Source organism: Undibacterium paludis (assembly GCF_022568815.1).
In the GTDB taxonomy this organism is placed as follows: domain Bacteria; phylum Pseudomonadota; class Gammaproteobacteria; order Burkholderiales; family Burkholderiaceae_D; genus Undibacterium.
On sequence record NZ_JAKZHX010000007.1, the window covers coordinates 150,959 to 174,102 of the forward strand.

The 23,144-nt window shown below is 51.6% G+C and carries 28 protein-coding genes; 9 read left to right on the top strand and 19 right to left on the bottom strand.

What is annotated here, in order from left to right:
- Positions 1-177: 177 nt before the first annotated feature.
- The gene (locus LZ463_RS13395; protein WP_241456278.1) at positions 178-408 is read left to right on the top strand and encodes a hypothetical protein; all 231 of its coding nucleotides are present in this window, start codon (positions 178-180) and stop codon (positions 406-408) included.
- Positions 409-470: 62 nt separating this feature from the next.
- Here the strand turns inward: LZ463_RS13395 and LZ463_RS13400 are convergent, their stop codons facing one another.
- From LZ463_RS13400 to ugpB, 4 genes are all read right to left on the bottom strand, one after another.
- Positions 471-1,547: a sn-glycerol-3-phosphate import ATP-binding protein UgpC gene (locus LZ463_RS13400; protein WP_241456279.1), complete on the bottom strand. Its 1,077-nt coding sequence runs from the start codon at positions 1,545-1,547 to the stop codon at positions 471-473.
- 199 nt (positions 1,548-1,746) lie between these two features.
- Positions 1,747-2,598 carry a sn-glycerol-3-phosphate ABC transporter permease UgpE gene (gene ugpE, locus LZ463_RS13405; protein WP_241456281.1) on the bottom strand — a complete coding sequence of 284 codons (852 nt, stop codon included), beginning with the start codon at positions 2,596-2,598 and terminating at the stop codon, positions 1,747-1,749.
- A gap of 1 nt (position 2,599) precedes the next feature.
- Positions 2,600-3,481, bottom strand: a complete 882-nt coding sequence (gene ugpA, locus LZ463_RS13410; RefSeq protein WP_241456282.1) for a sn-glycerol-3-phosphate ABC transporter permease UgpA — start codon at positions 3,479-3,481, stop codon at positions 2,600-2,602.
- 252 nt (positions 3,482-3,733) lie between these two features.
- On the bottom strand, positions 3,734-5,047 hold the full coding sequence (gene ugpB, locus LZ463_RS13415; protein WP_241456283.1) for a sn-glycerol-3-phosphate ABC transporter substrate-binding protein UgpB: 1,314 nt from the start codon (positions 5,045-5,047) through the stop codon (positions 3,734-3,736).
- 128 nt (positions 5,048-5,175) lie between these two features.
- On the opposite strand from ugpB, the gene ubiA reads away from it, so the two are divergent.
- From ubiA to LZ463_RS13435, 4 genes are all read left to right on the top strand, one after another.
- Positions 5,176-6,042: a 4-hydroxybenzoate octaprenyltransferase gene (ubiA, locus tag LZ463_RS13420; RefSeq protein ID WP_241456285.1), complete on the top strand. Its 867-nt coding sequence runs from the start codon at positions 5,176-5,178 to the stop codon at positions 6,040-6,042.
- 119 nt (positions 6,043-6,161) lie between these two features.
- Positions 6,162-6,473, top strand: coding sequence for an ElaB/YgaM/YqjD family protein (locus LZ463_RS13425; RefSeq protein WP_241456286.1), 312 nt, complete (start codon positions 6,162-6,164; stop codon positions 6,471-6,473).
- A 16-nt stretch (positions 6,474-6,489) separates the two neighbouring features.
- On the top strand, positions 6,490-6,870 hold the full coding sequence (locus tag LZ463_RS13430; protein ID WP_241456287.1) for a phage holin family protein: 381 nt from the start codon (positions 6,490-6,492) through the stop codon (positions 6,868-6,870).
- 15 nt (positions 6,871-6,885) lie between these two features.
- Positions 6,886-7,209, top strand: coding sequence for a YqjK-like family protein (locus tag LZ463_RS13435; protein WP_241456289.1), 324 nt, complete (start codon positions 6,886-6,888; stop codon positions 7,207-7,209).
- Between the two features lie 59 nt (positions 7,210-7,268).
- On the opposite strand, the gene proC is transcribed toward LZ463_RS13435, so the two are convergent.
- On the bottom strand, positions 7,269-8,096 hold the full coding sequence (gene proC, locus LZ463_RS13440; RefSeq protein WP_241456291.1) for a pyrroline-5-carboxylate reductase: 828 nt from the start codon (positions 8,094-8,096) through the stop codon (positions 7,269-7,271).
- On the bottom strand, positions 8,080-8,790 hold the full coding sequence (locus tag LZ463_RS13445; protein WP_241456292.1) for a YggS family pyridoxal phosphate-dependent enzyme: 711 nt from the start codon (positions 8,788-8,790) through the stop codon (positions 8,080-8,082). The genes proC and LZ463_RS13445 overlap by 17 nt, the downstream gene beginning before the upstream one ends.
- Before the next feature lie 187 nt (positions 8,791-8,977).
- Here LZ463_RS13445 and LZ463_RS13450 point away from each other — a divergent pair, with 187 nt between their 5' ends.
- From LZ463_RS13450 to LZ463_RS13460, 3 genes are read left to right on the top strand one after another with little or no spacing between them, the layout of a single operon-like run.
- Positions 8,978-10,021 carry a type IV pilus twitching motility protein PilT gene (locus LZ463_RS13450; RefSeq protein WP_241456293.1) on the top strand — a complete coding sequence of 348 codons (1,044 nt, stop codon included), beginning with the start codon at positions 8,978-8,980 and terminating at the stop codon, positions 10,019-10,021.
- Positions 10,022-10,040: 19 nt separating this feature from the next.
- The gene (locus tag LZ463_RS13455) at positions 10,041-11,177 is read left to right on the top strand and encodes a PilT/PilU family type 4a pilus ATPase (RefSeq protein WP_241456294.1); all 1,137 of its coding nucleotides are present in this window, start codon (positions 10,041-10,043) and stop codon (positions 11,175-11,177) included.
- Entirely contained in the window at positions 11,174-11,656 is a 483-nt protein-coding gene (locus LZ463_RS13460) for a glutathione peroxidase (protein ID WP_241456295.1), read from the top strand. Before LZ463_RS13455 ends, LZ463_RS13460 begins: the two co-directional genes overlap by 4 nt.
- 34 nt (positions 11,657-11,690) lie before the next feature.
- On the opposite strand, the gene LZ463_RS13465 is transcribed toward LZ463_RS13460, so the two are convergent.
- The 11 genes from LZ463_RS13465 to rplM form a co-directional block, all read right to left on the bottom strand.
- Positions 11,691-12,221 (bottom strand): DUF2867 domain-containing protein, encoded by a 531-nt coding sequence (locus tag LZ463_RS13465; RefSeq protein WP_241456296.1) that lies wholly within the window; start codon positions 12,219-12,221, stop codon positions 11,691-11,693.
- A 37-nt stretch (positions 12,222-12,258) separates the two neighbouring features.
- The gene (gene glcF / locus LZ463_RS13470) at positions 12,259-13,539 is read right to left on the bottom strand and encodes a glycolate oxidase subunit GlcF (protein WP_241456297.1); all 1,281 of its coding nucleotides are present in this window, start codon (positions 13,537-13,539) and stop codon (positions 12,259-12,261) included.
- A gap of 26 nt (positions 13,540-13,565) precedes the next feature.
- Positions 13,566-14,618, bottom strand: a complete 1,053-nt coding sequence (glcE, locus tag LZ463_RS13475; protein ID WP_241456298.1) for a glycolate oxidase subunit GlcE — start codon at positions 14,616-14,618, stop codon at positions 13,566-13,568.
- 45 nt (positions 14,619-14,663) lie between these two features.
- Complete coding sequence (locus LZ463_RS13480; RefSeq protein WP_241456299.1) at positions 14,664-16,145, bottom strand: FAD-linked oxidase C-terminal domain-containing protein; 1,482 nt, start codon at positions 16,143-16,145, stop codon at positions 14,664-14,666.
- A gap of 108 nt (positions 16,146-16,253) precedes the next feature.
- Positions 16,254-16,733 carry an ankyrin repeat domain-containing protein gene (locus LZ463_RS13485; RefSeq protein WP_241456300.1) on the bottom strand — a complete coding sequence of 160 codons (480 nt, stop codon included), beginning with the start codon at positions 16,731-16,733 and terminating at the stop codon, positions 16,254-16,256.
- Between the two features lie 131 nt (positions 16,734-16,864).
- A complete protein-coding gene (gene erpA / locus LZ463_RS13490; protein WP_241456301.1) occupies positions 16,865-17,215 on the bottom strand; it encodes an iron-sulfur cluster insertion protein ErpA in 351 nt (116 codons plus the stop codon).
- A gap of 49 nt (positions 17,216-17,264) precedes the next feature.
- Complete coding sequence (locus LZ463_RS13495; protein WP_241456302.1) at positions 17,265-17,654, bottom strand: bactofilin family protein; 390 nt, start codon at positions 17,652-17,654, stop codon at positions 17,265-17,267.
- Between the two features lie 107 nt (positions 17,655-17,761).
- Complete coding sequence (locus LZ463_RS13500) at positions 17,762-18,487, bottom strand: DUF6776 family protein (protein WP_241456303.1); 726 nt, start codon at positions 18,485-18,487, stop codon at positions 17,762-17,764.
- A gap of 8 nt (positions 18,488-18,495) precedes the next feature.
- Positions 18,496-19,533, bottom strand: coding sequence for an N-acetyl-gamma-glutamyl-phosphate reductase (gene argC, locus LZ463_RS13505; RefSeq protein WP_241456304.1), 1,038 nt, complete (start codon positions 19,531-19,533; stop codon positions 18,496-18,498).
- A 147-nt stretch (positions 19,534-19,680) separates the two neighbouring features.
- Positions 19,681-20,073: a 30S ribosomal protein S9 gene (gene rpsI / locus LZ463_RS13510; protein WP_162039944.1), complete on the bottom strand. Its 393-nt coding sequence runs from the start codon at positions 20,071-20,073 to the stop codon at positions 19,681-19,683.
- A gap of 9 nt (positions 20,074-20,082) precedes the next feature.
- On the bottom strand, positions 20,083-20,511 hold the full coding sequence (rplM, locus tag LZ463_RS13515) for a 50S ribosomal protein L13 (protein WP_241456307.1): 429 nt from the start codon (positions 20,509-20,511) through the stop codon (positions 20,083-20,085).
- Between the two features lie 436 nt (positions 20,512-20,947).
- Here rplM and LZ463_RS13520 point away from each other — a divergent pair, with 436 nt between their 5' ends.
- Positions 20,948-21,403: an OsmC family protein gene (locus tag LZ463_RS13520; protein WP_241456308.1), complete on the top strand. Its 456-nt coding sequence runs from the start codon at positions 20,948-20,950 to the stop codon at positions 21,401-21,403.
- Here the strand turns inward: LZ463_RS13520 and LZ463_RS13525 are convergent.
- Complete coding sequence (locus tag LZ463_RS13525; RefSeq protein WP_241456310.1) at positions 21,388-22,167, bottom strand: BPSS1780 family membrane protein; 780 nt, start codon at positions 22,165-22,167, stop codon at positions 21,388-21,390. The two genes, LZ463_RS13520 and LZ463_RS13525, sit on opposite strands and share 16 nt — an antisense overlap.
- Complete coding sequence (locus LZ463_RS13530; protein ID WP_241456312.1) at positions 22,164-23,129, bottom strand: homoserine kinase; 966 nt, start codon at positions 23,127-23,129, stop codon at positions 22,164-22,166. The genes LZ463_RS13525 and LZ463_RS13530 overlap by 4 nt, the downstream gene beginning before the upstream one ends.
- Positions 23,130-23,144 lie beyond the last annotated feature (15 nt).

Below are 23,144 nucleotides of genomic sequence, written 5' to 3' on the forward strand. Positions count from 1 at the left end.
CTAAAAATACCGAATTCCAGTGCCTGACTTAATTTTCTGGTACGTTTTTTTAATTATTGCGACACTTCGACCTGCAAAATCAAGGCTAAGTTCAAATACAGCAAGAATTCAGACTTTTGCATGGAACGTATTGTTGATACCAGGCTCCCCAAGTATTTGCAGACAAAGGAAACAGGAATGGAAACAAGAAGTGAAATGATCAAAACCTATCTGCTCTGTGCGGCCCTGACCATGGCTGTATTTGGCTTGGGCTATTTTTGTGGTCAGCAGGCTGAGCAGCATGGTCCGGCTTTTGGTACACCGGCCGAAGTGATGAAGACCACCGGCACAACAACACGTCGCGCCAGTGCCCGCCCTGACCGCATACAACAGCAGCGCAATCAGCACAAATCAGCCTTGCTGGTATGAGTAAGTGCTGACGTCAACAGTCTGTACGAACCTGGACAAATAACCGGTAACAGAAACCTGCTTCAGAAACGCTTGCTGGTTTGCGGGTCAAACCAGTGGACAGCATCGGCGGCAAACCCTACGGATGTGACCTGACCGGCTTCGACTACCGTACCTGCCGGCGTACGGATGACCAGAGGCTGATCACCACAGACGCCATGCACCAGCAAATCAGCCCCCAGCGACTCTACCAGCTGTACTTCCATAGGCAGCCCCGGCATGCCTATGAACAGGTGCTCTGGTCGCACACCCAGTATCAGTACACGGTTGGCGACGCGCTCTGCTTCGCTCTGTATCAAAGGCAGTGATATCAGCGAGGCGCCTATCTGCATCTGTCGCCCACTTTCACTGAGTTTGCCGCGCAAGAGATTCATCGGCGGTGATCCGATGAAGCTGGCGACAAACGTGGTCGCCGGTGTTGCATAGACTTCTGCCGGTGTCCCAATTTGTTCGGCTACGCCGGCGTTCATGACGATCATACGCTGCCCCAGAGTCATGGCCTCAACCTGGTCATGCGTCACATATAGGCTGGTAGTGCCGATGGCCTTGTGCATGCGCTGTATCTCAAGGCGCATTTGCACGCGCAGCTTGGCATCCAGATTGGACAGGGGTTCATCAAACAGAAAAACTGCCGGCTCCCTGACGATGGCCCGCCCCATGGCAACGCGCTGGCGCTGGCCGCCGGACAGTTGCCGTGGCGTCCTCTCCAGCAGACTGCCGAGTTCAAGTATCTGCGCTGCCTTCTGTACCCGGCTTTCTATGTCAGCCTTGGAAAAACCGCGTATCTTCAAGCCATAGGCCATGTTCTGATACACACTCATATGCGGGTACAGCGCATAGTTCTGGAACACCATGGCAATATCGCGGTCCTTGGGTTCCAGACCATTGACAACACGGTCGCCAATCACGATATCGCCAGAACTGATTTCTTCCAGTCCTGCCACCATGCGCAACAGCGTCGATTTACCACAACCGGAAGGGCCAACCATGACAATGAATTCACCATGATTGATATCCATGGAAATACCGTGGATCACAGCAACAGCCTTGTCACCCTTGCCGTAAGTTTTCGTAACGTTTTTAAAATGTAGTTGTGCCATAACGTGTTTTTATATACAGGACTTAAGCAAAGTTGCCCCGGCAAGACTATCGCTTTTATGAAACATCTCTTGTAAGAGATGTTCATTTCGCTGGCGGACAACATGTTGTCCGAAACCCCAACTACACCGCAGCGACGAAGACAGTACCTTGGTACGGCTAGTTGCTGCAACACCGCTGGGGCGGTTTTGCATCAATCCTTTATTTTTCTGAATCAACCAGGCCTTTAACAAACCATTTTTGCATGACCACCACCACCAGACCGGGTGGCAACATCGCCAGTAATAGTGTTGCCATCACCATATTCCATTCAACGGCGGCGTCGCCGCCGGCTATCATCCGTTTGATCCCCACTCCTATCGGGTACATGTCCTGGTCAGTCGCCACCAGCAGAGGCCACAGGTACTGGTTCCAGCCATAGATGAACATGATGACGAACAAGGCAATCACATTGGTACGTGACAGCGGCCACAAGATATCGACGAAGAAACGCATCGGTCCTGCGCCATCAATACGCGCAGCTTCTGCCAGCTCGTCCGGCACCGTCAGGAAGAATTGCCTGAACAAAAAAGTCGCTGTGGCCGAAGCAATCAGCGGCACTGTCAGACCGGCATAGGTATTGAGCATGGACAAATCCGACACTACCTTGTAGGTGGGGCTGATGCGTACTTCCACCGGCAGCATCAGCGTGACGAAGATCATCCAGAAAAACAGGGCACGACCAGGAAAGCGAAAATACACCAGGGCAAAAGCGGACAGCATGGAAATCGATATCTTGCCGATTGCGATCATCAATGCGGACACCAGACTCACCCACATCATGCGACCGACCGGACTGCTGGCGACATTGCCAGAAGTCCCGCTGCTGAGCACGGCCTTGAGGTTGATCCATAGCTGGTCACCCGGTATAAGGGACATCGGCGCCAGTGCCGATTGTTCGGCGGTCTGGGTGCTGGCGACAAATGCCACATAGATGGGAAAAGCCACCAGGCTGACGCCCAGCAGCAAAATGAAGTGGCTGAATAAGCCAAGAAAAGGCCGGCGTTCTATCATTTCAGTACTGCACTTTCTTTTCTACATATTTGAATTGCAGCACGGTCAGTACAATCACTATGCTCATCAGTATGACAGACTGGGCTGCCGCGCTGCCAAGATCACCGCCTTTGAAGCCGTCAATAAACACCTTGTAGACGAGTATCTCAGTATCCTTGCCTGGTCCGCCCTGAGTGGTTGCTTCTATGATGGCAAAGGTATCAAAAAAAGCATACACAATATTCACAACCAGCAGGAAAAACGTCGTCGGTGTCAGCAAGGGAAAAACAATGCTGAAGAAACGACGCCATGGCCCGGCGCCATCTATCGCTGCCGCCTCAATCAGGGACTTGGGTATGGATTGCAAACCGGCGAGGAAGAACAGAAAGTTATAACTGATCTGCTTCCACACGGCAGCCAGCACGATCAATATCATGGCATGACGACCATTCAAGAGATTATTCCATTCTATGCCGACATGACGTAAGGCATGCGCGACAATACCCAGGGTAGGATTGAGCAGAAACATCCACAAGACGCCGACCACCACCGGTGACACCGCATAGGGCCAGATCAGCATGGTCTTATAGAAGCTGCTGCCCCTGACTATCCTGTCGGCGAACACCGCCAGTAATAAGGACAGACTCAAGCCAAGCAAGGCCACCAGGCTGGAAAACATGGCCGTGGTCCTGAATGCCGCCAGATAGGTTTCATCGGCAAACAGACTCTTGAAATTATCAAACCAGACGAATTGCGTGGACATGCCAAAGGCGTCCTGCAACAACACGGACTGGTACAAGGCCTGTACCGCCGGCCAGAAAAAAAACAGGATGGTCACGATTATCTGTGGCAGGAGCAACAGATAGGGTAACCAGGCTGAACGAAAACGTGCGCGCTTTTCCAAAAAAACCTCATTGAATAACTTTAAAACCGAAAAGCTCACCACGGAGGAACGGAGACACAGAGGAAGCGTAGAGGAAAAACAAAGACAATGCGCTTCTTTGCTCGCTTTGCCTTTCCCTTGGTTTTCTCTTGCTTTTCTCTGTGGTGCAGCAGGGGTTTCATGTGGCATGCCACATGCCTGCGTAACGGGCCACTCTTGCAAGAGCGGCTTCCCTCCTCTGCGTCTCTGTGTTGAGAGGTCTTGATCTTGACTTTACTTATTCGCTTTTTCGAAACGATCCAGCAGTTCGTTGCCACGTGTCACAGCGGTATCCAGTGCGACTTTGGCAGATTTCTTGCCACTCCAGACGGCTTCCAGCTCTTCATCCATGATGGTGCGTATCTGTACAAAACTGCCCAGGCGTATACCACGTGACTTGTCCGTGGTCTTGACGATCATTTGCTGGACAGCGACACCAGGTCCCGGGGTTTTATCGTAAAAGCCGGAACTCTTGGTCAGTTCATAGGCTGCATTGGTGATAGGCAGGTAACCGGTTTCCTGGTGCCATTTGGCCTGCACCTCTGGCTGTGACAGGAACTTGTAGAATTTGGCAACGCCTTTGTATTCTTCGAGCTTTTTGCCATTCATGGCCCATAGCGAAGCACCACCTATGATGGTGTTTTGTGGCGCACCCTTAACGTCGGAATAGTAAGGCAGAGGCGCAACGGCAAATTTGAACTTGGCATTCTTGGCGACATTGCCGTAGGCAGAACTTGATGAAGTCAGCATACCGCATTCGCCGGAATAGAATTTGGCCTCAGGTTCATTCTTGCGACCCGCATAAGTGAAATAACCTTGCTTGGCCCAGTTTTCCAGGTTTTCTATATGACGAACATGCAGGGGGCTATTGAATTTCAGGCGGGCATCGAGGCCACCAAAACCATTGCCTTTGGAGGCAAATTCAACATTGTGCCAGGCAGAAAAACTTTCCAGGTGCACCCAGGTCTGCCAGCCGGTCGTATAGGCGCATTTTTCACCACCTGCTTTCAGGCGGGCCGCGGCTGCAACCACTTCCTGCCAGGTTGCCGGGGCCTTGTTCGGGTCCATGCCAGCCTTGGCAAACATGTCCTTGTTGTAATAGAACACCGTGGTTGAGCTATTAAAGGGGAAGGACAACATCTCGCCCTTGGGTGAGGTGTAATAACCCGCGACGGCAGCCACATAACCTGATGCATCAAATTTCTCGCCCGCCACTTTCATGACCTCGGTCACGGGCTTGACTGCGCCTTTGGCATACATCATGGTGGCGGTACCGACTTCAAACACTTGCAGTATGTGCGGGGCATTACCTGCGCGGAAGGCGGCTATGCCGGCAGCCAGCGACTCGTCATAACTGCCCTTGTAGACGGCAGTGACCTTGTATTCATTCTGGCTCTTGTTGAATTGATCGGCGAGGGCGGTGACCCTGTCACCCAGTGCGCCCGTCATGGAATGCCACCAGCTGATTTCAGTCACGGCATGGGCAGAGCCTGCAAAGCACAGGAAGACGGCAGCACTTGCCCAGCCTAGTTTGGTATGCAATTTCATAGAATGTCCCGGAAAAACCTGTTATCGTAATTTTTTAATATGACAGCTTCGCTACGATAGCATTCTGGACTACTCCATGTATAGATAGCACTTATAATTCTGCCTATGCGCAACAACAAAGCTCAACCATGAATTTCGTCCTCACACGCCTGACCTGGTATTTTAAATTGGTCAGGTTGCACAAGCCCATAGGTATCATGTTATTGCTGTGGCCTACCCTGGGCGCACTCTGGATGGCGTCCGGCGGTAATCCAGGCTGGCAACTGGTCCTCATCTTCAGCCTGGGGACGGTATTGATGCGCTCTGCCGGCTGCGCCATCAATGACTATGCTGACCGTGATTTTGACAAGCATGTCAAACGCACTGCCGAAAGGCCGCTCACCAGTGGCAAGATCAGCGGCAAAGAAGCGGTTGGAGTGGCGGTGGTGCTGTCCCTGATTTCTTTTGCCCTGATCCTGCCATTGAATACCCTGACCAAGCAGATGTCGGTAGCCGCAGTCGTCGTGGCAGCCAGCTACCCCTACTTCAAACGCTTTTTTGCCATCCCCCAGGCTTACCTGGGCATCGCCTTTGGTTTTGGCATACCGATGGCTTTTGCTGCTGTGCAAAATACTATCCCCATGGCTGCCTGGCTGTTGCTGCTGGCGAATGTATTCTGGGCCGTGGCTTATGATACAGAGTACGCCATGGTCGACCGGGACGATGATCTCAGGATAGGCATCAAGACCTCGGCAATCACCTTTGGCAGCTATGATGTGCTGGCCGTCATGTTGTGTTATGCCCTCAGCTTTGGCCTGCTGCTGCTGGTGGGCTGGCAAATGGGCTTACGTGCCTGGTTCGTGACTGGCATGGCAGTGGCAATCGGCCTGTCCATTTACCACTACACACTGATACGTGGACGCGAGCGCATGCCCTGTTTTGCCGCATTCAACAATAACAACTGGCTGGGAGCTGCAATCTTTGCTGGCATTGCCATCGACTATGCGGTAAAGTAATTTAACAAATTGCCACTTATTTGAACTTGGCCGCATTATCAGCATGCTTGACATGCAACAAACCCGGCCAGTTCTTTTTGCTTACACTGGAAGTCATTCTCTCACCGAAAGGAAACATTATGAGTTATATAGACGAACACAAAGAACAGTTGATGAATGATTTGCATCTGGTTATCCGCGACGCAGAAGAAATGCTGAAAAACACAGAGCAACAAAGCAGCGAAGGCTTCAGAGCCGCCAAGGAAAAGTTCGAAAGAACCCTGAAAAACGCCAAGGCAGAAGTTGAACGTATTGAAGACCTGGTCGTCACCCGTACCAAAGAAGCTGCCAAGGCAACCGACGTCTATGTCAAGGAAAACCCATGGCAGTCAGCCGGCATTGCTGCCGGCATAGGCTTGCTCGTGGGTCTGTTGATTGGCCGCAGCAGATAAGCGCAGCAGTCAAATAATGGCACTCGGCGATTCGCTGGGACAACTTGCTGCCACACTGAGCAATATTGTCCACACCCGGCTGGAACTGGCCTCGGTTGAGCTGGAAGAAGAGCTGGCCCGTTTTTCTTCCGGTCTGTTGTGGTCACTGACGGCCCTGTTTTTTGCCGGTATTGCTGTCTTACTGGCCATACTGACGGTAGTCGCCACCTTTTGGGACACACACCGTTATCAGGTCCTGCTGGGGCTGTTGAGCCTGTTCTCATTCCTGTCCATCGCCATCTTTGTCTGGCTGCGTCAGCGTCTGCGCAAGCGACCCGGCTTTCTCGCCTATTCTCTGGCAGAGCTGAAGAAAGACAGTGAAGCCCTGCGTGGCGGCAGTGATCCGGCAAAAGAGTAAGGGCACCGCACAGATATGGGAAATCACCAGGAAAAACTCGCTCTGCGACGTCAGGCGCTGTTACTGAAAATACAGGCTCAGCGCAGCTTGCTGGGCATGCATTGCAGCGAAGTCAGGGAATCCATGTCCGTTGCACAGAGCATAGTCGGATTTATTGGCAAGGTCGGCAACAACGCCCGTCGTCGCCCCTTGCTGGGCGGTCTCGCTTTGGGTGCGGTATTGATACTTAAACCCAGGCGCGTATTGGCCATGGCGCAAACTGCCCTGATGGGCTGGCAAATCTGGAATACTGTCGCGGATATGCGCAAGCGCATGCAGAAAAGCACAGACCAATCCTGACAGCTTGTATCTCGCGACCTGCTCTGCCTCGACATCACTGTCGAGGCAGATTTAATCAATCAAGCCTGCTGACCAAACTCATCACCAAGCTCTTTGCCGCGTGCAGCAGCAGCCTTGACGGCATCGACAATAGCTTGCCTGACGCCGGCTGCTTCCATACTGGTCAAAGCGGCATAGGTCGTACCACCCTTTGAGGTCACCCTTTCACGCAGGGTGGCCACCGGCTCGGCGGATTGCATGGCCAGTTGGGTGGCGCCGTTGAAGGTAGTCATTGCCAGCTGCAGCCCCTGCTCCGCCGTCAAGCCCAGCTCTGTTGCAGCCTGCTGCATGGCTTCGATGAAATAAAACACATAGGCCGGGCCACTACCCGATACTGCCGTTACAGCATCAATCAGGCTTTCATCAGTCAGCCAGGTGGTGGCGCCAACTGCCTGCATGATTTGTTCTGCCATCTGTTTCTGGCTGTCTGTCACGGCAGGCAGGGCAAACAGGCCTGTCATACCCTGCCCTATCAATGCCGGGGTATTGGGCATGGTGCGCACAATTTTTTCATAGCCGTTCAACCAGCGCGCCATGTCGACCGCACGAATGCCGGCAGCAATGGAAATCAGCAACTGCTGCCCCAGATGCGGTGCCAGGCTGGTGATGACTTCACGCAGTTGCTGGGGTTTGACCGCCAGAATGATGGCATCCATCTCAGCGAGCTTACTGTCAATCGCCAGGGCGGTACTGACACCAAAGTCAGCCCGCAGCTTTTGCAGGGATTGCTGGTTCAGGTCTACCACATGTATATGCTCTGCCGAGGTCAATGATTTGAGCAAACCGCCTATCAACGCGTTCGCCATATTGCCACCACCTATGAAGGCAATATTAAGTTTGTTTTGCATAATTTCTGTTCCCGAAAATGGCTGTTCCTATACGCAGCATGGTGCTGCCCTCCGCTATTGCCGCCTGCATGTCGCCACTCATCCCCATGGACAAGGTATCCATGGGCAGGCCGGCAGCCTGTATGCTTTCACTTAATTGCCGTAACTGCCGAAAAGCCTGTCTTTGCTGTTGTTCATCATGGCTGGCTTCTGGTACAGCCATCAGGCCACGCAGCCTGAGTCCTGGCAAGGCTGCAATTTTTTGCGCCAATGCCAGGGCTTCACCAGGCAGGACGCCACTCTTGCTGGCTTCGGCACTGATGTTAACTTGCAGACAAATGTTCAGGTCCGGCAAATTTTTTGGTCTTTGTTCGGACAGACGCTGTGCAATTTTTTCCCTGTCGACGGAATGGACCCAGGCAAAGTGCTCAGCAACCGGCCGCGTCTTGTTGCTTTGCAAAGGGCCGATAAAATGCCATTCGAGATCAAGTTGCGGCATTTTGTTGCTTACTTCCTGCATTTTCTCCAAAGCTTCCTGCAGGTAATTTTCACCAAAACAGCGCTGGCCGGCTGCTGCCGCTGCGATGACAGCGTCCGCAGGAAAGGTCTTGGAAACAGCCAATAGCTGCAGTTGTTGCGGATCGCGACCATTCGCTATGGCGGTGCGGTGGATATCCGCAGTTACGGCTTGCAAGTTGTCAGAAATTAAGGACATAATCATAGAAGCAAGAATCTATCTAATTCGTTGTGGACTTCTCGTACAAATAGCTTAAAAACAGCTTAAAATCAGCCTAATATGGCTGTTATCCTGCCAGGAAAAATGAGCAGATAGTAAGCAAATAAATAAGCAGCCAAACAGCTTAACAATTCAATCAGCAACGATTTCATTACCGGAATTATAAATGGACATTTCAGAACTGCTGGCGTTCTCAGTCAAGAACAATGCCTCCGACTTACACTTATCCTCTGGCTTGCCACCCATGATACGTGTACATGGCGACGTCAGGCGCATCAATTTACCGCCGCTGGAGCATAAAGATGTTCATGAGCTGATCTATGACATCATGAATGACTCGCAGCGCAAGGCTTATGAAGAAACCCTGGAATGTGACTTTTCTTTTTCCATCCCTGGCCTGGCCCGCTTTCGTGTCAATGCCTTCAACCAGGAACGTGGTGCAGCTGCAGTCATGCGTACCATTCCATCCAAGATTTTGTCGCTGGAGCAATTGAATGCCCCCAAGATCTTTGCTGAACTGGCCCTGAAACCACGCGGCCTGGTACTGGTCACAGGCCCTACCGGTTCAGGCAAATCAACGACACTGGCAGGCATGGTGAACCATCTCAATGAAAATGAATATGGCCACATCCTGACTGTCGAAGACCCGATAGAATTTGTGCACGAATCAAAAAAATGCCTGATCAACCAGCGTGAGGTCGGCCCGCATACCATGTCCTTCAATAACGCGCTGCGTTCGGCATTGCGTGAAGATCCTGACGCCATCCTGGTTGGTGAGTTGCGTGACCTGGAAACCATACGCCTGGCATTGACCGCTGCAGAGACCGGTCACTTGGTATTCGGTACCCTGCATACCTCTTCTGCCGCAAAAACCATAGATCGTATTGTCGACGTCTTCCCCGCAGAAGAAAAAGAAATGGTGCGTTCGATGTTGTCCGAATCACTGCAAGCTGTTATCTCGCAAACCCTGTTGAAAAACAAGGATGGCTCCGGCCGTGTCGCCGCGCATGAGATCATGATAGGTACACCGGCGATCCGCAACCTGATACGTGAAGCCAAGGTCGCGCAGATGTACTCGGCCATTCAGACTGGCAGCAACATAGGCATGCAGACTCTGGACCAGAATCTGACCGACCTGGTTCGCCGCAACGTCATTTCTGTCGGCGCTGCACGTGCTGCCGCCAAAACTCCGGATAATTTCCCCGGCTAATTGATCAAAGGAAGAAAACATGGAACGCGATCAGGCCACCAAATTCATGAACGATTTGTTGAGACTCATGCTCAGCAAAAACGGATCAGACTTGTTTATCACCGCTGATTTCCCGCCTGCCTTCAAAATTGACGGACGGGTAACACCAGTCTCGAATCAACCTTTGACGCCAGCCCATACTGTCGATCTGGCCCGGTCCATCATGAACGACAAACAGTCGTCAGAATTTGAATCCACCAAGGAATGTAATTTTGCGATCAGCCCGGCGGGCCTGGGGCGCTTCCGCGTGTCGGCTTTCATGCAACAAGGGCGTGTCGGCCTGGTCTTGCGGACGATTACGACCGCCATTCCAAAACTCGAAGACTTGGGTCTGCCAGAAAACCTCAAGGACATCGTCATGACCAAGCGCGGCCTGGTCATCATGGTGGGTGCAACCGGCTCCGGCAAGTCAACCTCGCTGGCCGCCATGCTGGGCTACAGAAATGCGAACAGCTATGGTCACATCATCACGATCGAGGATCCGATAGAATATGTGCATCCGCACATGAACTGCATCATCACACAGCGTGAAGTTGGTATTGATACCGAAGACTGGGGCGCTGCCCTGAAAAACTCCCTGCGCCAGGCGCCTGATGTTATCCAGATTGGTGAGATTCGTGACCGCGAAACCATGGACTTTGCCGTCGCCTTTGCAGAGACTGGCCATCTTTGCCTGGCCACCCTGCATGCGAACAGTTCCAACCAGGCGCTTGACCGTATCATCAACTTCTTCCCGGAAGAACGTCGCCCTCAATTGCTGATGGATTTGTCGCTGAACCTGAAGGCGGTTATCTCCCAGCGCCTGGTGCCGCTGAAAGGCCGCAAAGGCCGTGCTGCCGCAGTAGAAATCATGCTTAATACACCGTTAGTTGCTGACCTGATCTTCAAGGGTGCAGTGCATGAAATCAAGGAAATCATGAAAAAATCCCGCGAACTGGGCATGCAAACCTTTGATCAGTCACTCTTTGATTTGCATGAAGCGGACCAGATCACCTATGAAGATGCATTGCGCAATGCAGACTCGGTCAATGAATTGCGTCTGGCCATCATGTTGAAAGGCAAGGACGCCAAAGACCGTGACCTCAGTGCAGGCACCAAACATCTGGGTATCGTATGAGCGCACTCGATTTTCAGGCCAATGACCTGCAAGGTTCCCCGGTCGATCTCAAGCAATACGCTGGGAAAGTATTACTGATCGTCAATACTGCCAGCAATTGCGGTTTCACGCCGCAATACAAGGGGCTGGAGGCGATATACCAGCAATTCAAGGACAAGGGCGTGGCTGTACTGGGTTTCCCCTGCAACCAGTTCGGTCATCAGGAACCAGGTTCTGCCGGTGAAATTGGGGCTTTCTGCGAAAAGAATTACGGTGTCACCTTCCCCATGTTTGACAAGATAGACGTCAACGGAGACAAAGCACACCCTCTGTTCAAGCACTTGAAGAACAAGGCGCCAGGCTTGCTGGGCAGTGAAATGATCAAATGGAATTTCACCAAGTTCCTGGTCAAAAAAGATGGTTCTGTCTTCAAGCGATATGCACCGGCAACTGCACCGGCTGAATTACTCGATGATATAGAAAAACTGCTGGCAGAATAACACCGGCTGACACCGGCAATTTCCACCATATGAGTCACAGGCGTCCATCAAGAACTGCCCGCTTGATCAAAAAGCGTACCCCCCATCGATGAAATGGCCGTATAAGCTTGAGATAAAACCGGCCAAACCCATTATGGACATGGCAAACTGTAGAAATAACGACAGTTTGCCCGTCGTTCTCCCGAAAAATGGATAACCGGAAATCCAGATGACTGTTGTCCCGTCCGGCAACCAGTTCATTGGGTGTGATGAAAAAAATGGGCCAGGCGCCAATTTTATCACCGACAGCATAGTGCTCTTTCACCTTTGGATGCATGATTTCAGTGACAGATGGCGCTGCAATACCGAACAGGGAAACCAGCCCATTGCGGGTGATCATGATGAGTTTCATCCACCCTGGCCTGTGCATGAAGATATTGTGAAAGATGTCCTGGACTGCAAGCCCAGGCTGACTCAGTACAGTTCTGTAGGCATCCCTGAAATACGCCGCCTGCACAAAATCCGGCGTCAATACGCTCTGAGCCGGGTGTTCACATTCTTCAACAACTGGAGTGATGGCTGGCATGGGCGTGGACCACCTTATGGTTTCAAAATTCTCATTTTCAGGAATTTACATTGATCGCAGCTACCACAGCTTCCGGCCCTGATTCTAGCCTCGCCTGCTGCAAGCCCATGTCAATCAATTCTACCCAGTGCAAGACAGAAACCTGTGTGCCCGACTGCAAATGCGTAAGACAGCCTATATTTGCCGAAAGAATGACTTCAGGCTCAGTCGCCAACAGGTTTTGCAACTTATTATCACGCAACTGGTAAGATAAGGCAGGTTGCAAGACTGAGTAAGTACCTGCTGATCCGCAGCACAAATGACTGTCCGCACACAGCTTTACGTCTATCCCGATGGCAGTCAGCAAACCTTCTACCTTCCCGCGTATCTGCTGGCCATGTTGCAAAGTACAGGGAGGATGCCAGGCGATACGCTTCCTGATTTTACCGGCAAGTTGAGTGACCAGTTGAGCCTCAAACTCTGGCAGAATCTCACTGAGGTCACGGGTCAATGCCGAGATTTTTTTTGCCTTGTCTGCATAGTCCGCATCATGCTCCAGCAGATGCCCGTAGTCCTTGACGGTCGCACCGCAGCCCGAAGCTGTCATGACGATGGCTTCCACACCGGCCTCTACATAGGGCCACCAGGCATCGATATTGCGGCGCATGTCGTTCAAACCATCTGCCTGCTCATTCAAATGATAACGGATTGCACCACAACATCCGGCCTTGGGCGCAATCTGCAACTCCACACCCATGGCGTCAAGTACCCTGGCTGTGGCTGCATTGATATTCGGCGACATCGCCGGCTGCACACAACCGTCAAGCAAGAGCATTTTGCGCGCATGTACCGTCTGCGGCCACAAACCGGCATCCTGTGCTGGCGGTACCTTGTTTTGCAAAGCCCTGGGCAACATGGGCCGCAGGCTCTGACCTAGCTTCATGGCCGGATTGAACAGCCATTTGCGCGACAACAGATTCTTGAGCGCTGCGCGCTTCATACCTTGCAGAAATGGTCTGCCAACCTGCTGGTCGACGACCTGACGACCGATATCAACCAGACGCCCGTATTGCACACCTGAAGGGCAAGTGGTTTCACAATTCCGGCAAGTCAGGCAACGATCAAGATGCTGCTGTGTCTTGGCCGTGGCCGGCTTGCCTTCCAGTACCTGTTTGATCAGGTAAATGCGTCCACGCGGGCCATCGAGTTCATCGCCGAGCAATTGATAGGTAGGGCAAGTGGCTGTGCAAAAACCGCAATGGACACACTTGCGCAAAATGTCTTCTGCTTCCTTGCCCTCATGCGTGTCTTTGATGAAATCAGCGAGATTGGTTTGCATGATTGTTCAGAACCTTTTTGTATGCATTACATGCGGCCAGGATTAAAGATGCCGGCAGGATCAAATGCCTGCTTAAGTCGCTTGTGGATTTTTTCCACAGGTGCGGAAAGTGGGGCAAATACCCCCGCGCTCTTGTCACCGCCACGGAACAGACAGGCGTGACCACCGGCAGCCAGGGCGGAGAGCCTTATCAGTTCCGGCTTTTCATTGCTGAACAGCCAGCGTTGTGAACCGCCCCATTCAATCAGGGATTTGCCCGTCAGGCGCAGCGCAGGGCTGGTCGATGGCAGCGACAGTCGCCACAAGCCATGCTCTTTATCCTGATTGAAAAAATCATGTGTCTGCTCACGCAGGCTGATCCAGAATGCTGAGGCGTCCCGCATTTCCTCACCACCCAGTCTTGCTCTGGCAGCACGCACGGCGGCTTCAGCACCTGACAGGCGCAGCATGAGCCGACCAACATGCCAGCAACTGGCTGAAACCGGCAGAGCTTGTCCGGCCCATTGATTAAGACGCAGCAAAGCATCCGCTTCGGACAGGGCAAATACCAGGGTAGTCTCGGCAAAAGGTTGCGGCAAGACCTTGATGGAAACATCGAGTATCAGCCCCAGGCTGCCCATGGAGCCTGTCAACAAGCGCGAAACATCATAGCCGGCGACATTCTTCATGACCTGGCCGCCAAATTCCAGTACCTGGCCCTGGCCATTCATCAAACTGGTGCCAAGGACAAAATCACGCACGGCGCCAACCGCCGGACGCCTGGGACCGGACAAACCTGCCGCCACCACACCTCCGATGGTGGCATGTTCACTCCAGTGCGGTGGTTCAAAAGCCAGCATCTGGTCGTGTGCAGCCAGTGCCGCCTCGATCTCCAGCAGGGATGTGCCACTGCGGGCCGTCAGCACCAGTTCGGTGGGGTCATAAGCAAGTATGCCGCTATAGGCACGGGTTTCCAGCAATTCACCGACAGGTTCATTGCCATACCAGTGCTTGCTGCCACCGCCCTGTATCTGCAAAGCAGTCTGCGTACTGCTTGCTGCCAGTATGCGTTCACGAAAATTATCTACAATGCTTTGCATGCTGCGATCTCAAAAATAAGCAAAATTTGTGCTGCTCGTTTATCATCAAAAACGTGGCAGTTCAGGGAACTTCAGACTGCCGTTTTTCACATGCATGCGCCCATATTCTGCACAGCGATGCAAGGTAGGTATGGCCTTGTCGGGATTGAGCAAACCCGCTGGATCAAAGGCTCGCTTCACTGCGTGGAAAGCCGTGATCTCTTCACTGGAAAACTGCACGCACATGGAATTGATTTTTTCTATGCCCACGCCATGTTCACCAGTGATGGTGCCGCCGACCTTGACACACAATTCAAGTATCTCTGCCCCGAATTCTTCAGCCCGGTGAAATTCACCTTCCTTGTTGGCATCAAATAAAATTAACGGATGCAGATTGCCGTCCCCGGCGTGGAAGACATTGGCGCAACGCAGGCCGTATTTTTTTTCCATCTCGCTGATGCCAATCAAAACCTGGGCCAGGTGCTTGCGCGGTATGGTGCCGTCCATGCAGTAATAATCGGGCGATATGCGCCCCGCAGCAGGGAAGGCATTCTTGCGACCGGACCAGAAACGCAGGCGTTCAGCTTCGTTCTTTGATACGGCGATGGCAGTAGCGCCGGCCTGTTCAAGCACAGCACTCATACGGGCAATTTCTTCCTCAACTTCTTCTGGCGTACCATCTGACTCACAAAGGAGTATCGCTTCAGCCTCTGTGTCGTAACCGGCGTTGACAAAGGGTTCGACCATGCGTGAAGAGGTCTTGTCCATCATCTCCAGTCCAGCGGGGATAATGCCCGCAGCAATCACACTGGCAACCGCATCGCCGCCTTTGACGACATCATCGAACGAAGCCATGATGACGCGTGCCGTTTGTGGCTTGGGGATAAGTTTGACAGTCACTTCGGTCACTACCCCCAGCATGCCCTCTGAACCGATGAAGACAGCCAGCAGGTCCAGCCCCGGTGCATCAAGCGCCGCACCGCCCAGTTCAATGACTTCGCCATCCATGGTGATGGCACGTACTGCCAGTACGTTGTGTACGGTCAGGCCATATTTGAGGCAATGCACGCCTCCGGAATTCTCGGCAACATTGCCGCCTATGCTGCAGGCGATCTGTGAAGACGGGTCAGGCGCATAGTACAGACCATGCATGGTGGCTGCTTCTGAAATCGCCAGGTTGCGCACACCAGGCTGCACGACGGCAGTCCTGGCATAGGCGTCAAGCTTGATGATCTTGTTGAGTTTGGCGGTCGATAAAACCAGGCCATCGGCAATCGGCATGGCGCCACCAGACAAACCGGTGCCAGCGCCACGTGGCACGATGGCGACCTGCATTTCGCGGCAGACATTGATGACAGCGATTACCTGGCTTTCGTTTTCCGGCAGGGTCACCACCATGGGCAACTGGCGGTAGGCGGCCAGACCGTCACATTCATAGGGACGGGTATCTTCTTCCTGGTATAAGATGCAGTGCGCAGGGATGACCCTGCGCAGGGCGCGTACCAGATCTTGCTGCTTTGACGATATCGCGGGTGTGGCTGTTTCCATCACGGGCTCCTGATTATTCGATGAGTGTAATCAGCTTTGCCGGTCTTGTGATGAATTGTTCAGGGAATTTGCCGCAAATACTTTTCATTGTTGCTTGCCTGCGCAGGCTCAGCTCCTGGCTCCTGCCTTCAATAGCATTTGCACGATTTGTGCATCGGGTTTGGACGCCTCCCTTGCCAAAGACAGCGGCGTGTCTGCGTGATAACTGACGGCATTGACATCGGCTTTTTTACTGATCAGAAGGCGCACGGTTTCTGTCTTACCCATCAAGACTGCGCACATCAGTGGTGTGAAGCCATCACCATTCATTGACTCTATATCGGCGCCGGCATTGAGCAGGGTCAGGACAATGTCCGTTCGCCCTGCCATGGCTGCATGGGTAATAAAGGTCGGCGCTGCGCGGCTGTCTTCTTGCAAACCAAGCCTGATTTTGTTTTTCAACAATTGCTCAACCGCCTGCATATTGTTGTCATCAATGGCTTTCAGCATGGCCTTGTATTGCTGCCGTTCAGCCTTGCTCATGACGTCGGCAAAGCTTGCTGTGGCAGCAGCAAACAAAAACAGGGCAACTAAGAAATTTTTGAACATATTACTTCTGTTGAGGCAGTGAAATTATAAAAAAAGAAATTAAAACCCGAGCTTCATGACAGGCCGAAACAAAAGAAATTCAAAACAATAAAAAAGGACGCCGCAGCGTCCTTTTAGCGGCCTGAGGTGTATCAGGCAGAGAAAGAAGAACCGCAACCACAGGTGGTTGTCGCATTCGGGTTCTTGATCACGAACTGGGCGCCTTCGAGGTCGTCCTTGTAATCAATTTCTGCACCAACCAGGTATTGATAGCTCATGGAATCGATGAGCAACTGAACACCGTTCTTGGTCATGGTGGTGTCGTCTTCATTGGTGATTTCATCAAAAGTGAAACCATATTGAAAACCAGAGCAACCACCACCTTGCACGAAAACGCGCAATTTCAGGTCTGGATTACCCTCTTCTTCGATAAGCTGTGCCACTTTGGCAGCAGCGCTATCAGTGAAAACTATGGGTGCGGGCATTTCGGCAACAGCGTTCATAAATTACTCCTTCAAACTATTTACCATCATTATAGACCCGCACTGAAATCTATGCATTGTTGGCTGCAAGTTTCAATACCGGTTCTTGCGCCTGATCATGCGAGAGTTTGCCGGAAACCACGGCACCACTCAGCATTTCCAGGGTTTTGTAGTGTACATCGCCATAGATTTGGGCTTTTGGCTGCAATTCAAGCAATTCAGAAGAGAAAACCGGGCCATTGATGATGCCATTGACAATCACATGGGCAGCACGCACTTCACCGTCGATTTTTGCCTGCTCAGAAATGATCAGCATGCTGGAAGATTCCAGGTCAGCAACTACATTGCCACAGATGTGACCATCTATACGCAAACCTCCCTTGAAATGCAGATCGCCCTGTATGACTGTGGTCGCACCGATCAGACTGTCTATGGTGTTTTTGGTTTTTCGATTAAACATTCTTGCTTCCTCATCAAGAAATGAGCCAGAACCCGCAGCATGAGAAAAACGCTATTGGTCGCTATCAGCAGCATTCATAGCAGTGTGCAGCAGTTTCTTTGCGAGATTTATAAATTGACCGACTGCTGAGCCCGGATCTGGCCGTTCATCAAAACCCTGGCCTGGACTGCTTTAACCGTAGCTCCCTCTGGCAAGGAAATTGTTCCTTCCAGTCTTTGATAATGGCGGAAAGATAATTTTAACTTGCCGGCATCCCCCGTTTTAGGATCGGGAAACAGCATCGTAGCAGGTTTACCAGCTTGTACCAAGTTCAAGTTAAATTGCATTTCCCCAGTGAAATCACGCCCGGCCTTGCCACCCTGCATCACCAGGGCGCGATAGCGCAACTGACCGGGAGCAAGCATCTCCACCTTGAAATTTTGCAGTGATATACCATCAGCACCAGCAGCTGAAGGTGTCATGCTTTCAAAAAAAGCAAGATCATCTTTAAGCTTGATGTTTTCCGTCGTCAAAGCCTTGACCTGATCGGTCAATTGCTTTTGCGTGGACTTGTCAATATTGACTGTACTCTCTATGGTATTGGCAGCAAGAGCCAACTTGTCTCGCTCAGCTGTCAATTCGGCTATTTTTTTGTTGAGGGACTCAACCTGTTCGACACTGACCTTACTGCCAAAAGCAAAGGTCTTGCCCAGATCGTAAGTCCACCAGGCAATCCCCGCAGCAACCGCCATGACCACCATGGCAATGCCTGCTTTCACATACCAGGGTTTCTCCTGTGAAATTGTGAGCTTGCTTGCCAGGTAGCGCTTATGCACCGAACGAGATTTAGGCATGACCAGGCTTAAGGCATGACAGGTACATGCATCAGCCCGGTACCCTCATTAAGGCCGAACATCAGATTCATGCATTGTACGGCCTGACCGGAAGCGCCTTTGACCAGATTGTCCTGTACTACCAGAACAATGACCGTATTGCCATTATTTGGCCTGTGCAAAGCCAGACGCAACATATTGGATGCACGAGTGGAACGGGTCTCAGGATGTGAACCAAATGGCAGCACGTCGACAAAAGGTTCGTCTTTATAGGCCGTTTCAAACAAGGCTTGCAAGTCTTCGTTGGACATATCCTTGTTCAGGCGCGCATACAGTGTCGAATGCATACCACGTATCATGGGCACCAGATGCGGCGTGAACAGCAGGCCAATCGGGTCTTTGCTCATGCGCTGCAATTGTTCTATGGTCTCTGGCGTATGCCTGTGACCAGACACACCGTAAGCCTTGAAGGTGTCGCTGGTTTCAGAGAACAGCAGGCCCATCTCGGCTTTTCTGCCAGCACCGGATACGCCGGACTTGCAGTCAGCAATCAGGTTGGTGGCATCAATCACGCCAGCCTTGAGCAAAGGATAGAAACCCAGTTGCATCGTGGTCGGGTAACAGCCAGGATTGCCAACCACCCTGGCTGCCTTGATGGCGTCACGGTTCAACTCTGGCAAGCCATAGACCGCTTCTTCCAGCACATTGGTGCAGGAGTGGGGAATGCCATACCATTTTTCAAATTCAGCCACATTCTTCATACGGAAATCGGCCGCCAGGTCGATGACCTTGACGCCTGCAGCCAGCAATTCTGGTGTCTGTGCCATGGCCACGCCATGCGGAGTCGCGAAAAAAACGACATCACATTCCTTGAGGTTAGCCTTGTCAGGTGAAGAAAATGCAATATCCACCCTGCCGCGCAGAGACGGGTACATGTCCGATACCGGCAAACCATCTTCTTTACGTGAAGTGATGGCAGTGATTTGCGCCTGTGGGTGGGTGGCCAGTATGCGCAACAGCTCGACACCTGTATAACCAGTGCCACCAACGATGCCAATTTTAACCATATGCTTTCCTTGCAAGAAATTTTGACGCTATTCTAACAGCAGAAGGCTGCGACCTGATGCAGCTGAAAAAACTCGTTACATGCTTCAAAGCAAGAAAGCCGCCCTTCCAGGCGGCTTTCTTGTACCAATTGGTAACAGCGATAAAGATTAACGCTTGGAGAATTGTTTTGCGCGACGTGCTTTGCGCAGACCAACTTTTTTACGTTCAACTTCACGTGCGTCACGAGTAACGAAGCCAGCTTTGGACAGTTCAGATTTCAAAGTTGCATCGTAGTCGATCAGGGCACGAGTGATACCGTGACGAACAGCACCGGATTGGCCGGATTCGCCGCCGCCGTGAACGTTAACCATAATGTCGAATGTTTCGAGATTATTAGTCAGTTCCAGAGGTTGACGGATGACCATCAGGCCAGTTTCACGAGAGAAGTACTCGTTAGCTGGTTTGCCGTTGACAACGATTTTGCCGCTGCCGGATTTCAGGAATACGCGAGCAACTGCGCTCTTGCGACGGCCAGTTCCGTAGTTGTAATTACCGATCATGGCTAATCCTTAGATGTCGAGTACTTGTGGTTGCTGAGCTGCGTGCGGATGCGTTGCATCTGCATACACTTTCAGCTTCTTGATCATTGCATAGCCGAGTGGGCCTTTAGGCAACATGCCTTTAACAGCTTTCTCGAGTGCACGACCTGGAAAACGCTCTTGCATTTTCTGGAAATTTGTTTCATAGATACCGCCTGGATAACCAGTGTGACGGTAGTATGTTTTGTTCAGGGATTTAGTACCTGTCACGCGCAGTTTGCCTGCATTAACAACAACGATAAAATCGCCTGTGTCTACGTGTGGTGTAAATTCTGGTTTATGTTTGCCGCGCAAACGGAGTGCCACTTCGCTGGCAACACGTCCGAGTACTTTGTCTGTCGCGTCAATCACGAACCAGTCGCGCTGAACCTCATGGCCCTTAGCGGAAAAGGTTTTCATGTTGAATCCTAATAAAAGTTGAAAACGCCCTCAAATATTCTGTGTTTTTGGTGGTTCTGCCATTAAATTCAGCAGACTCGTCCTTATCACTTCCCCCTTGGGCGATCAGGGAGTCGGAAATTATAGTATTTTCAAAGACTTAGTGCAAGAACTGTTTAATTTTTGTGCAGATCTTAAGAGGAATTGTGGAAATACGGGCAAAAAAAACCCGAAGACTGGCTTCGGGTTGAATCCACCAAAGGTGTAGGTGGAGGAGACAAATGCGAGGCAGTCAACTGTGTCAGGTACAAAAAGCACAACTAACTAACCGATGGGTCAATAATAGGACAAGAAATTGTGCAGTGCAAGGTAATTTACAGTTTGTTGCGCAAAATTTCACGTTTCTGCGCAATAGGCTACAATCTGAGGCAAATCTATCTTTGCTAAAGAGGAAACTATGGAAACTACAGTGCGCTGGACAGGAACATCAGGTATGTCTTTTTTGGCCGAAACCGGTTCTGGCCATGCCGTTTTAATGGATGGTGCACCGGACGGGGGTGGCCGCAACCTGGCGCCACGCCCTATGGAGATGGTTTTGCTGGGCACGGGTGGCTGCACTGCCTATGATGTGGTCTTGATTTTAAAAAAAGGCAAACAGGACGTACGTGGCTGTGACGTCAAGCTGACAGCTGAACGTGCCGACACGGAACCCAAGGTCTTCACCAAGATCAATTTCCACTTTACCGTACGCGGCCGTCAATTGAAGCCCAACCTGGTCGAACGTGCCATCAAGCTGTCACATGAAAAATACTGCTCAGCATCAATCATGCTGGAAAAAACGGCAGAGATGACACATAGCTTTGAAATTATCGAAGACCTGGAGGTCCCCTCAGAGCATCAGGCAGCTGATTGATCGTTTTCATCCGGCTTACCGAAGACATCCGTGTAGGTCGGATAAAAAGAGCAGTACATCGCCACAGAAAGAATGATCGATACAGGCATCATCGCAAACACAATTGCGTAAGCCTTGCCTACGATCACGGCAATCAGAATACTGATCATCGCCGGCACCAGGATGCCGACAGCGACCCAGCCCAGTCCATAAACCATGAAAGCCATCCCAGCCCTGTGGACGGCAAAAAAACTGAAGAAAATTGCCTTGGCAACTGACATGTTTTTCCAGGCAATCAGCACCGCTGCATACCAAAAAGCCATCATGGCCGGAATATAGGCAATAGCAGATGTCATCATCCCCAGAAACAAGCCGGTTTCAGACATGGTTTTGGGATCAAGCGGCTTTTGGCTGGTAATGAATTCCCAGAATACGCCGTCATCTGTCAGGTTGGAAGCAAATACAGCAAGACTGATGGCAACGACATACAGCACGCCCAGTAAAAGCAGGCGCGGCAAGGCCGGTGAACGAAATCCGGACAAAAACAGGCCAGGCAATACGCGCTGCCCACATTCTATACGGCGACAAGCCTCCATAAAACTGAGGCTGAACACAGGTATCAGTACGAATGGCAGGAACTGACCTATCACGGGAATGAATCCCAGCACCATATTGAAAAACATGTAGGCAAAGAACAGACTCAGCATTTCCAGGGGCTGCTGACGAAACAACCTGAACCCCTGCCTGACCCAGTCCCAGCCAGCCTTTGCAGTCACATCATTCATTGTTCTAACGGTAAAGGTGGCACACTACCGGATTCACGCAAGCGCAAAATGCGCTCGAAATGCGTGGGATCGTGCGGTGTCAGCATTTCTGCGTCCCTGGGCTGATAGAAATCATACAGGCGTGATAACCAGAAACGCAGGGCGGCGGCACGCAACATGACTTGCCAGGCCACGCCTTCTTCCTTGGTAAATGGCCGTACCGCATGATAGGCAGCCAATAAGGCAACAACCCTGGCCTCATCAAGTACACCAGTCGCCACGTCGATACACCAGTCATTGACGGTCACCGCCACGTCAAACAACCAGGTATCGCAGCCGGCAAAATAAAAATCAAAAAACCCGGTCAGGCGCTCGCCATCAAACATCACGTTGTTGCGGAACAGGTCGGCATGAATCGGTCCGCGCGGTAAAGCCTTATAGATGGGCGTACTGTCAAACGCATCCTGGAAATGCACCTCGGCACGCAGCAGGTGCTGTAATTCATCATTCAGAAAAGGGAGTACTTTTGGCGTCGTTTCATGCCACCAGTCCAGGGAACGCAAATTGGGCTGCTGAATGTCAAAGCTCTGTCCCACCACATGCATGCGCGCCAGCATCGCGCCGACTTCGGCACAATGGACGACTCCCGGCGCCATCTGTGAACTGCCCTCAAGCTTGCTGACAATAGCTGCAGGCTTGCCATGCAGAGGGACCACTAACTCACCCTGGTCATTGGCGACAGGGGCAGGAACCAGAACGCCATGATCAGCCAGGTGACGCATGAGTTTCAAATAAAACGGCAATTGCCCAAAACTGAGGTTTTCGAATATGGTCAGAACAAATTCGCCAGCCTCTGTATTGATAAAAAAATTACTGTTTTCTATGCCTGAAGCGATACCCTTGATGCTTAAGGCCCTACCCAATGGGAATTGCTGCATCCAGGGGGCCAGGTCTTCCAGACTTACCGGTGTAAAAACTGCCATGTCAATTTTAAAAAT

Excerpts from the sequence above, each read along its gene's own strand:
- erpA (WP_241456301.1), bottom strand. The coding sequence starts at position 17,215 with ATGAACGCTGTTGCCGAAATGCCCGCACCCATAGTTTTCACTGATAGC.
- LZ463_RS13425 (WP_241456286.1), top strand. The coding sequence starts at position 6,162 with ATGAGTTATATAGACGAACACAAAGAACAGTTGATGAATGATTTGCAT.
- glcE (WP_241456298.1), bottom strand. The coding sequence starts at position 14,618 with ATGCAAAGCATTGTAGATAATTTTCGTGAACGCATACTGGCAGCAAGC.
- LZ463_RS13525 (WP_241456310.1), bottom strand. The coding sequence starts at position 22,167 with ATGAATGATGTGACTGCAAAGGCTGGCTGGGACTGGGTCAGGCAGGGG.
- LZ463_RS13500 (WP_241456303.1), bottom strand. The coding sequence starts at position 18,487 with ATGCCTAAATCTCGTTCGGTGCATAAGCGCTACCTGGCAAGCAAGCTC.
- rplM (WP_241456307.1), bottom strand. The coding sequence starts at position 20,511 with ATGAAAACCTTTTCCGCTAAGGGCCATGAGGTTCAGCGCGACTGGTTC.
- LZ463_RS13450 (WP_241456293.1), top strand. The coding sequence starts at position 8,978 with ATGGACATTTCAGAACTGCTGGCGTTCTCAGTCAAGAACAATGCCTCC.
- argC (WP_241456304.1), bottom strand. The coding sequence starts at position 19,533 with ATGGTTAAAATTGGCATCGTTGGTGGCACTGGTTATACAGGTGTCGAG.
- LZ463_RS13445 (WP_241456292.1), bottom strand. The coding sequence starts at position 8,790 with ATGTCCTTAATTTCTGACAACTTGCAAGCCGTAACTGCGGATATCCAC.
- LZ463_RS13460 (WP_241456295.1), top strand. The coding sequence starts at position 11,174 with ATGAGCGCACTCGATTTTCAGGCCAATGACCTGCAAGGTTCCCCGGTC.
- proC (WP_241456291.1), bottom strand. The coding sequence starts at position 8,096 with ATGCAAAACAAACTTAATATTGCCTTCATAGGTGGTGGCAATATGGCG.
- LZ463_RS13495 (WP_241456302.1), bottom strand. The coding sequence starts at position 17,654 with ATGTTTAATCGAAAAACCAAAAACACCATAGACAGTCTGATCGGTGCG.
- LZ463_RS13400 (WP_241456279.1), bottom strand. The coding sequence starts at position 1,547 with ATGGCACAACTACATTTTAAAAACGTTACGAAAACTTACGGCAAGGGT.
- LZ463_RS13455 (WP_241456294.1), top strand. The coding sequence starts at position 10,041 with ATGGAACGCGATCAGGCCACCAAATTCATGAACGATTTGTTGAGACTC.
- LZ463_RS13480 (WP_241456299.1), bottom strand. The coding sequence starts at position 16,145 with ATGGAAACAGCCACACCCGCGATATCGTCAAAGCAGCAAGATCTGGTA.
- glcF (WP_241456297.1), bottom strand. The coding sequence starts at position 13,539 with ATGCAAACCAATCTCGCTGATTTCATCAAAGACACGCATGAGGGCAAG.
- ugpB (WP_241456283.1), bottom strand. The coding sequence starts at position 5,047 with ATGAAATTGCATACCAAACTAGGCTGGGCAAGTGCTGCCGTCTTCCTG.
- LZ463_RS13485 (WP_241456300.1), bottom strand. The coding sequence starts at position 16,733 with ATGTTCAAAAATTTCTTAGTTGCCCTGTTTTTGTTTGCTGCTGCCACA.
- LZ463_RS13465 (WP_241456296.1), bottom strand. The coding sequence starts at position 12,221 with ATGCCAGCCATCACTCCAGTTGTTGAAGAATGTGAACACCCGGCTCAG.
- LZ463_RS13395 (WP_241456278.1), top strand. The coding sequence starts at position 178 with ATGGAAACAAGAAGTGAAATGATCAAAACCTATCTGCTCTGTGCGGCC.
- LZ463_RS13520 (WP_241456308.1), top strand. The coding sequence starts at position 20,948 with ATGGAAACTACAGTGCGCTGGACAGGAACATCAGGTATGTCTTTTTTG.
- LZ463_RS13530 (WP_241456312.1), bottom strand. The coding sequence starts at position 23,129 with ATGGCAGTTTTTACACCGGTAAGTCTGGAAGACCTGGCCCCCTGGATG.
- rpsI (WP_162039944.1), bottom strand. The coding sequence starts at position 20,073 with ATGATCGGTAATTACAACTACGGAACTGGCCGTCGCAAGAGCGCAGTT.
- ubiA (WP_241456285.1), top strand. The coding sequence starts at position 5,176 with ATGAATTTCGTCCTCACACGCCTGACCTGGTATTTTAAATTGGTCAGG.
- LZ463_RS13435 (WP_241456289.1), top strand. The coding sequence starts at position 6,886 with ATGGGAAATCACCAGGAAAAACTCGCTCTGCGACGTCAGGCGCTGTTA.
- ugpE (WP_241456281.1), bottom strand. The coding sequence starts at position 2,598 with ATGATAGAACGCCGGCCTTTTCTTGGCTTATTCAGCCACTTCATTTTG.
- LZ463_RS13430 (WP_241456287.1), top strand. The coding sequence starts at position 6,490 with ATGGCACTCGGCGATTCGCTGGGACAACTTGCTGCCACACTGAGCAAT.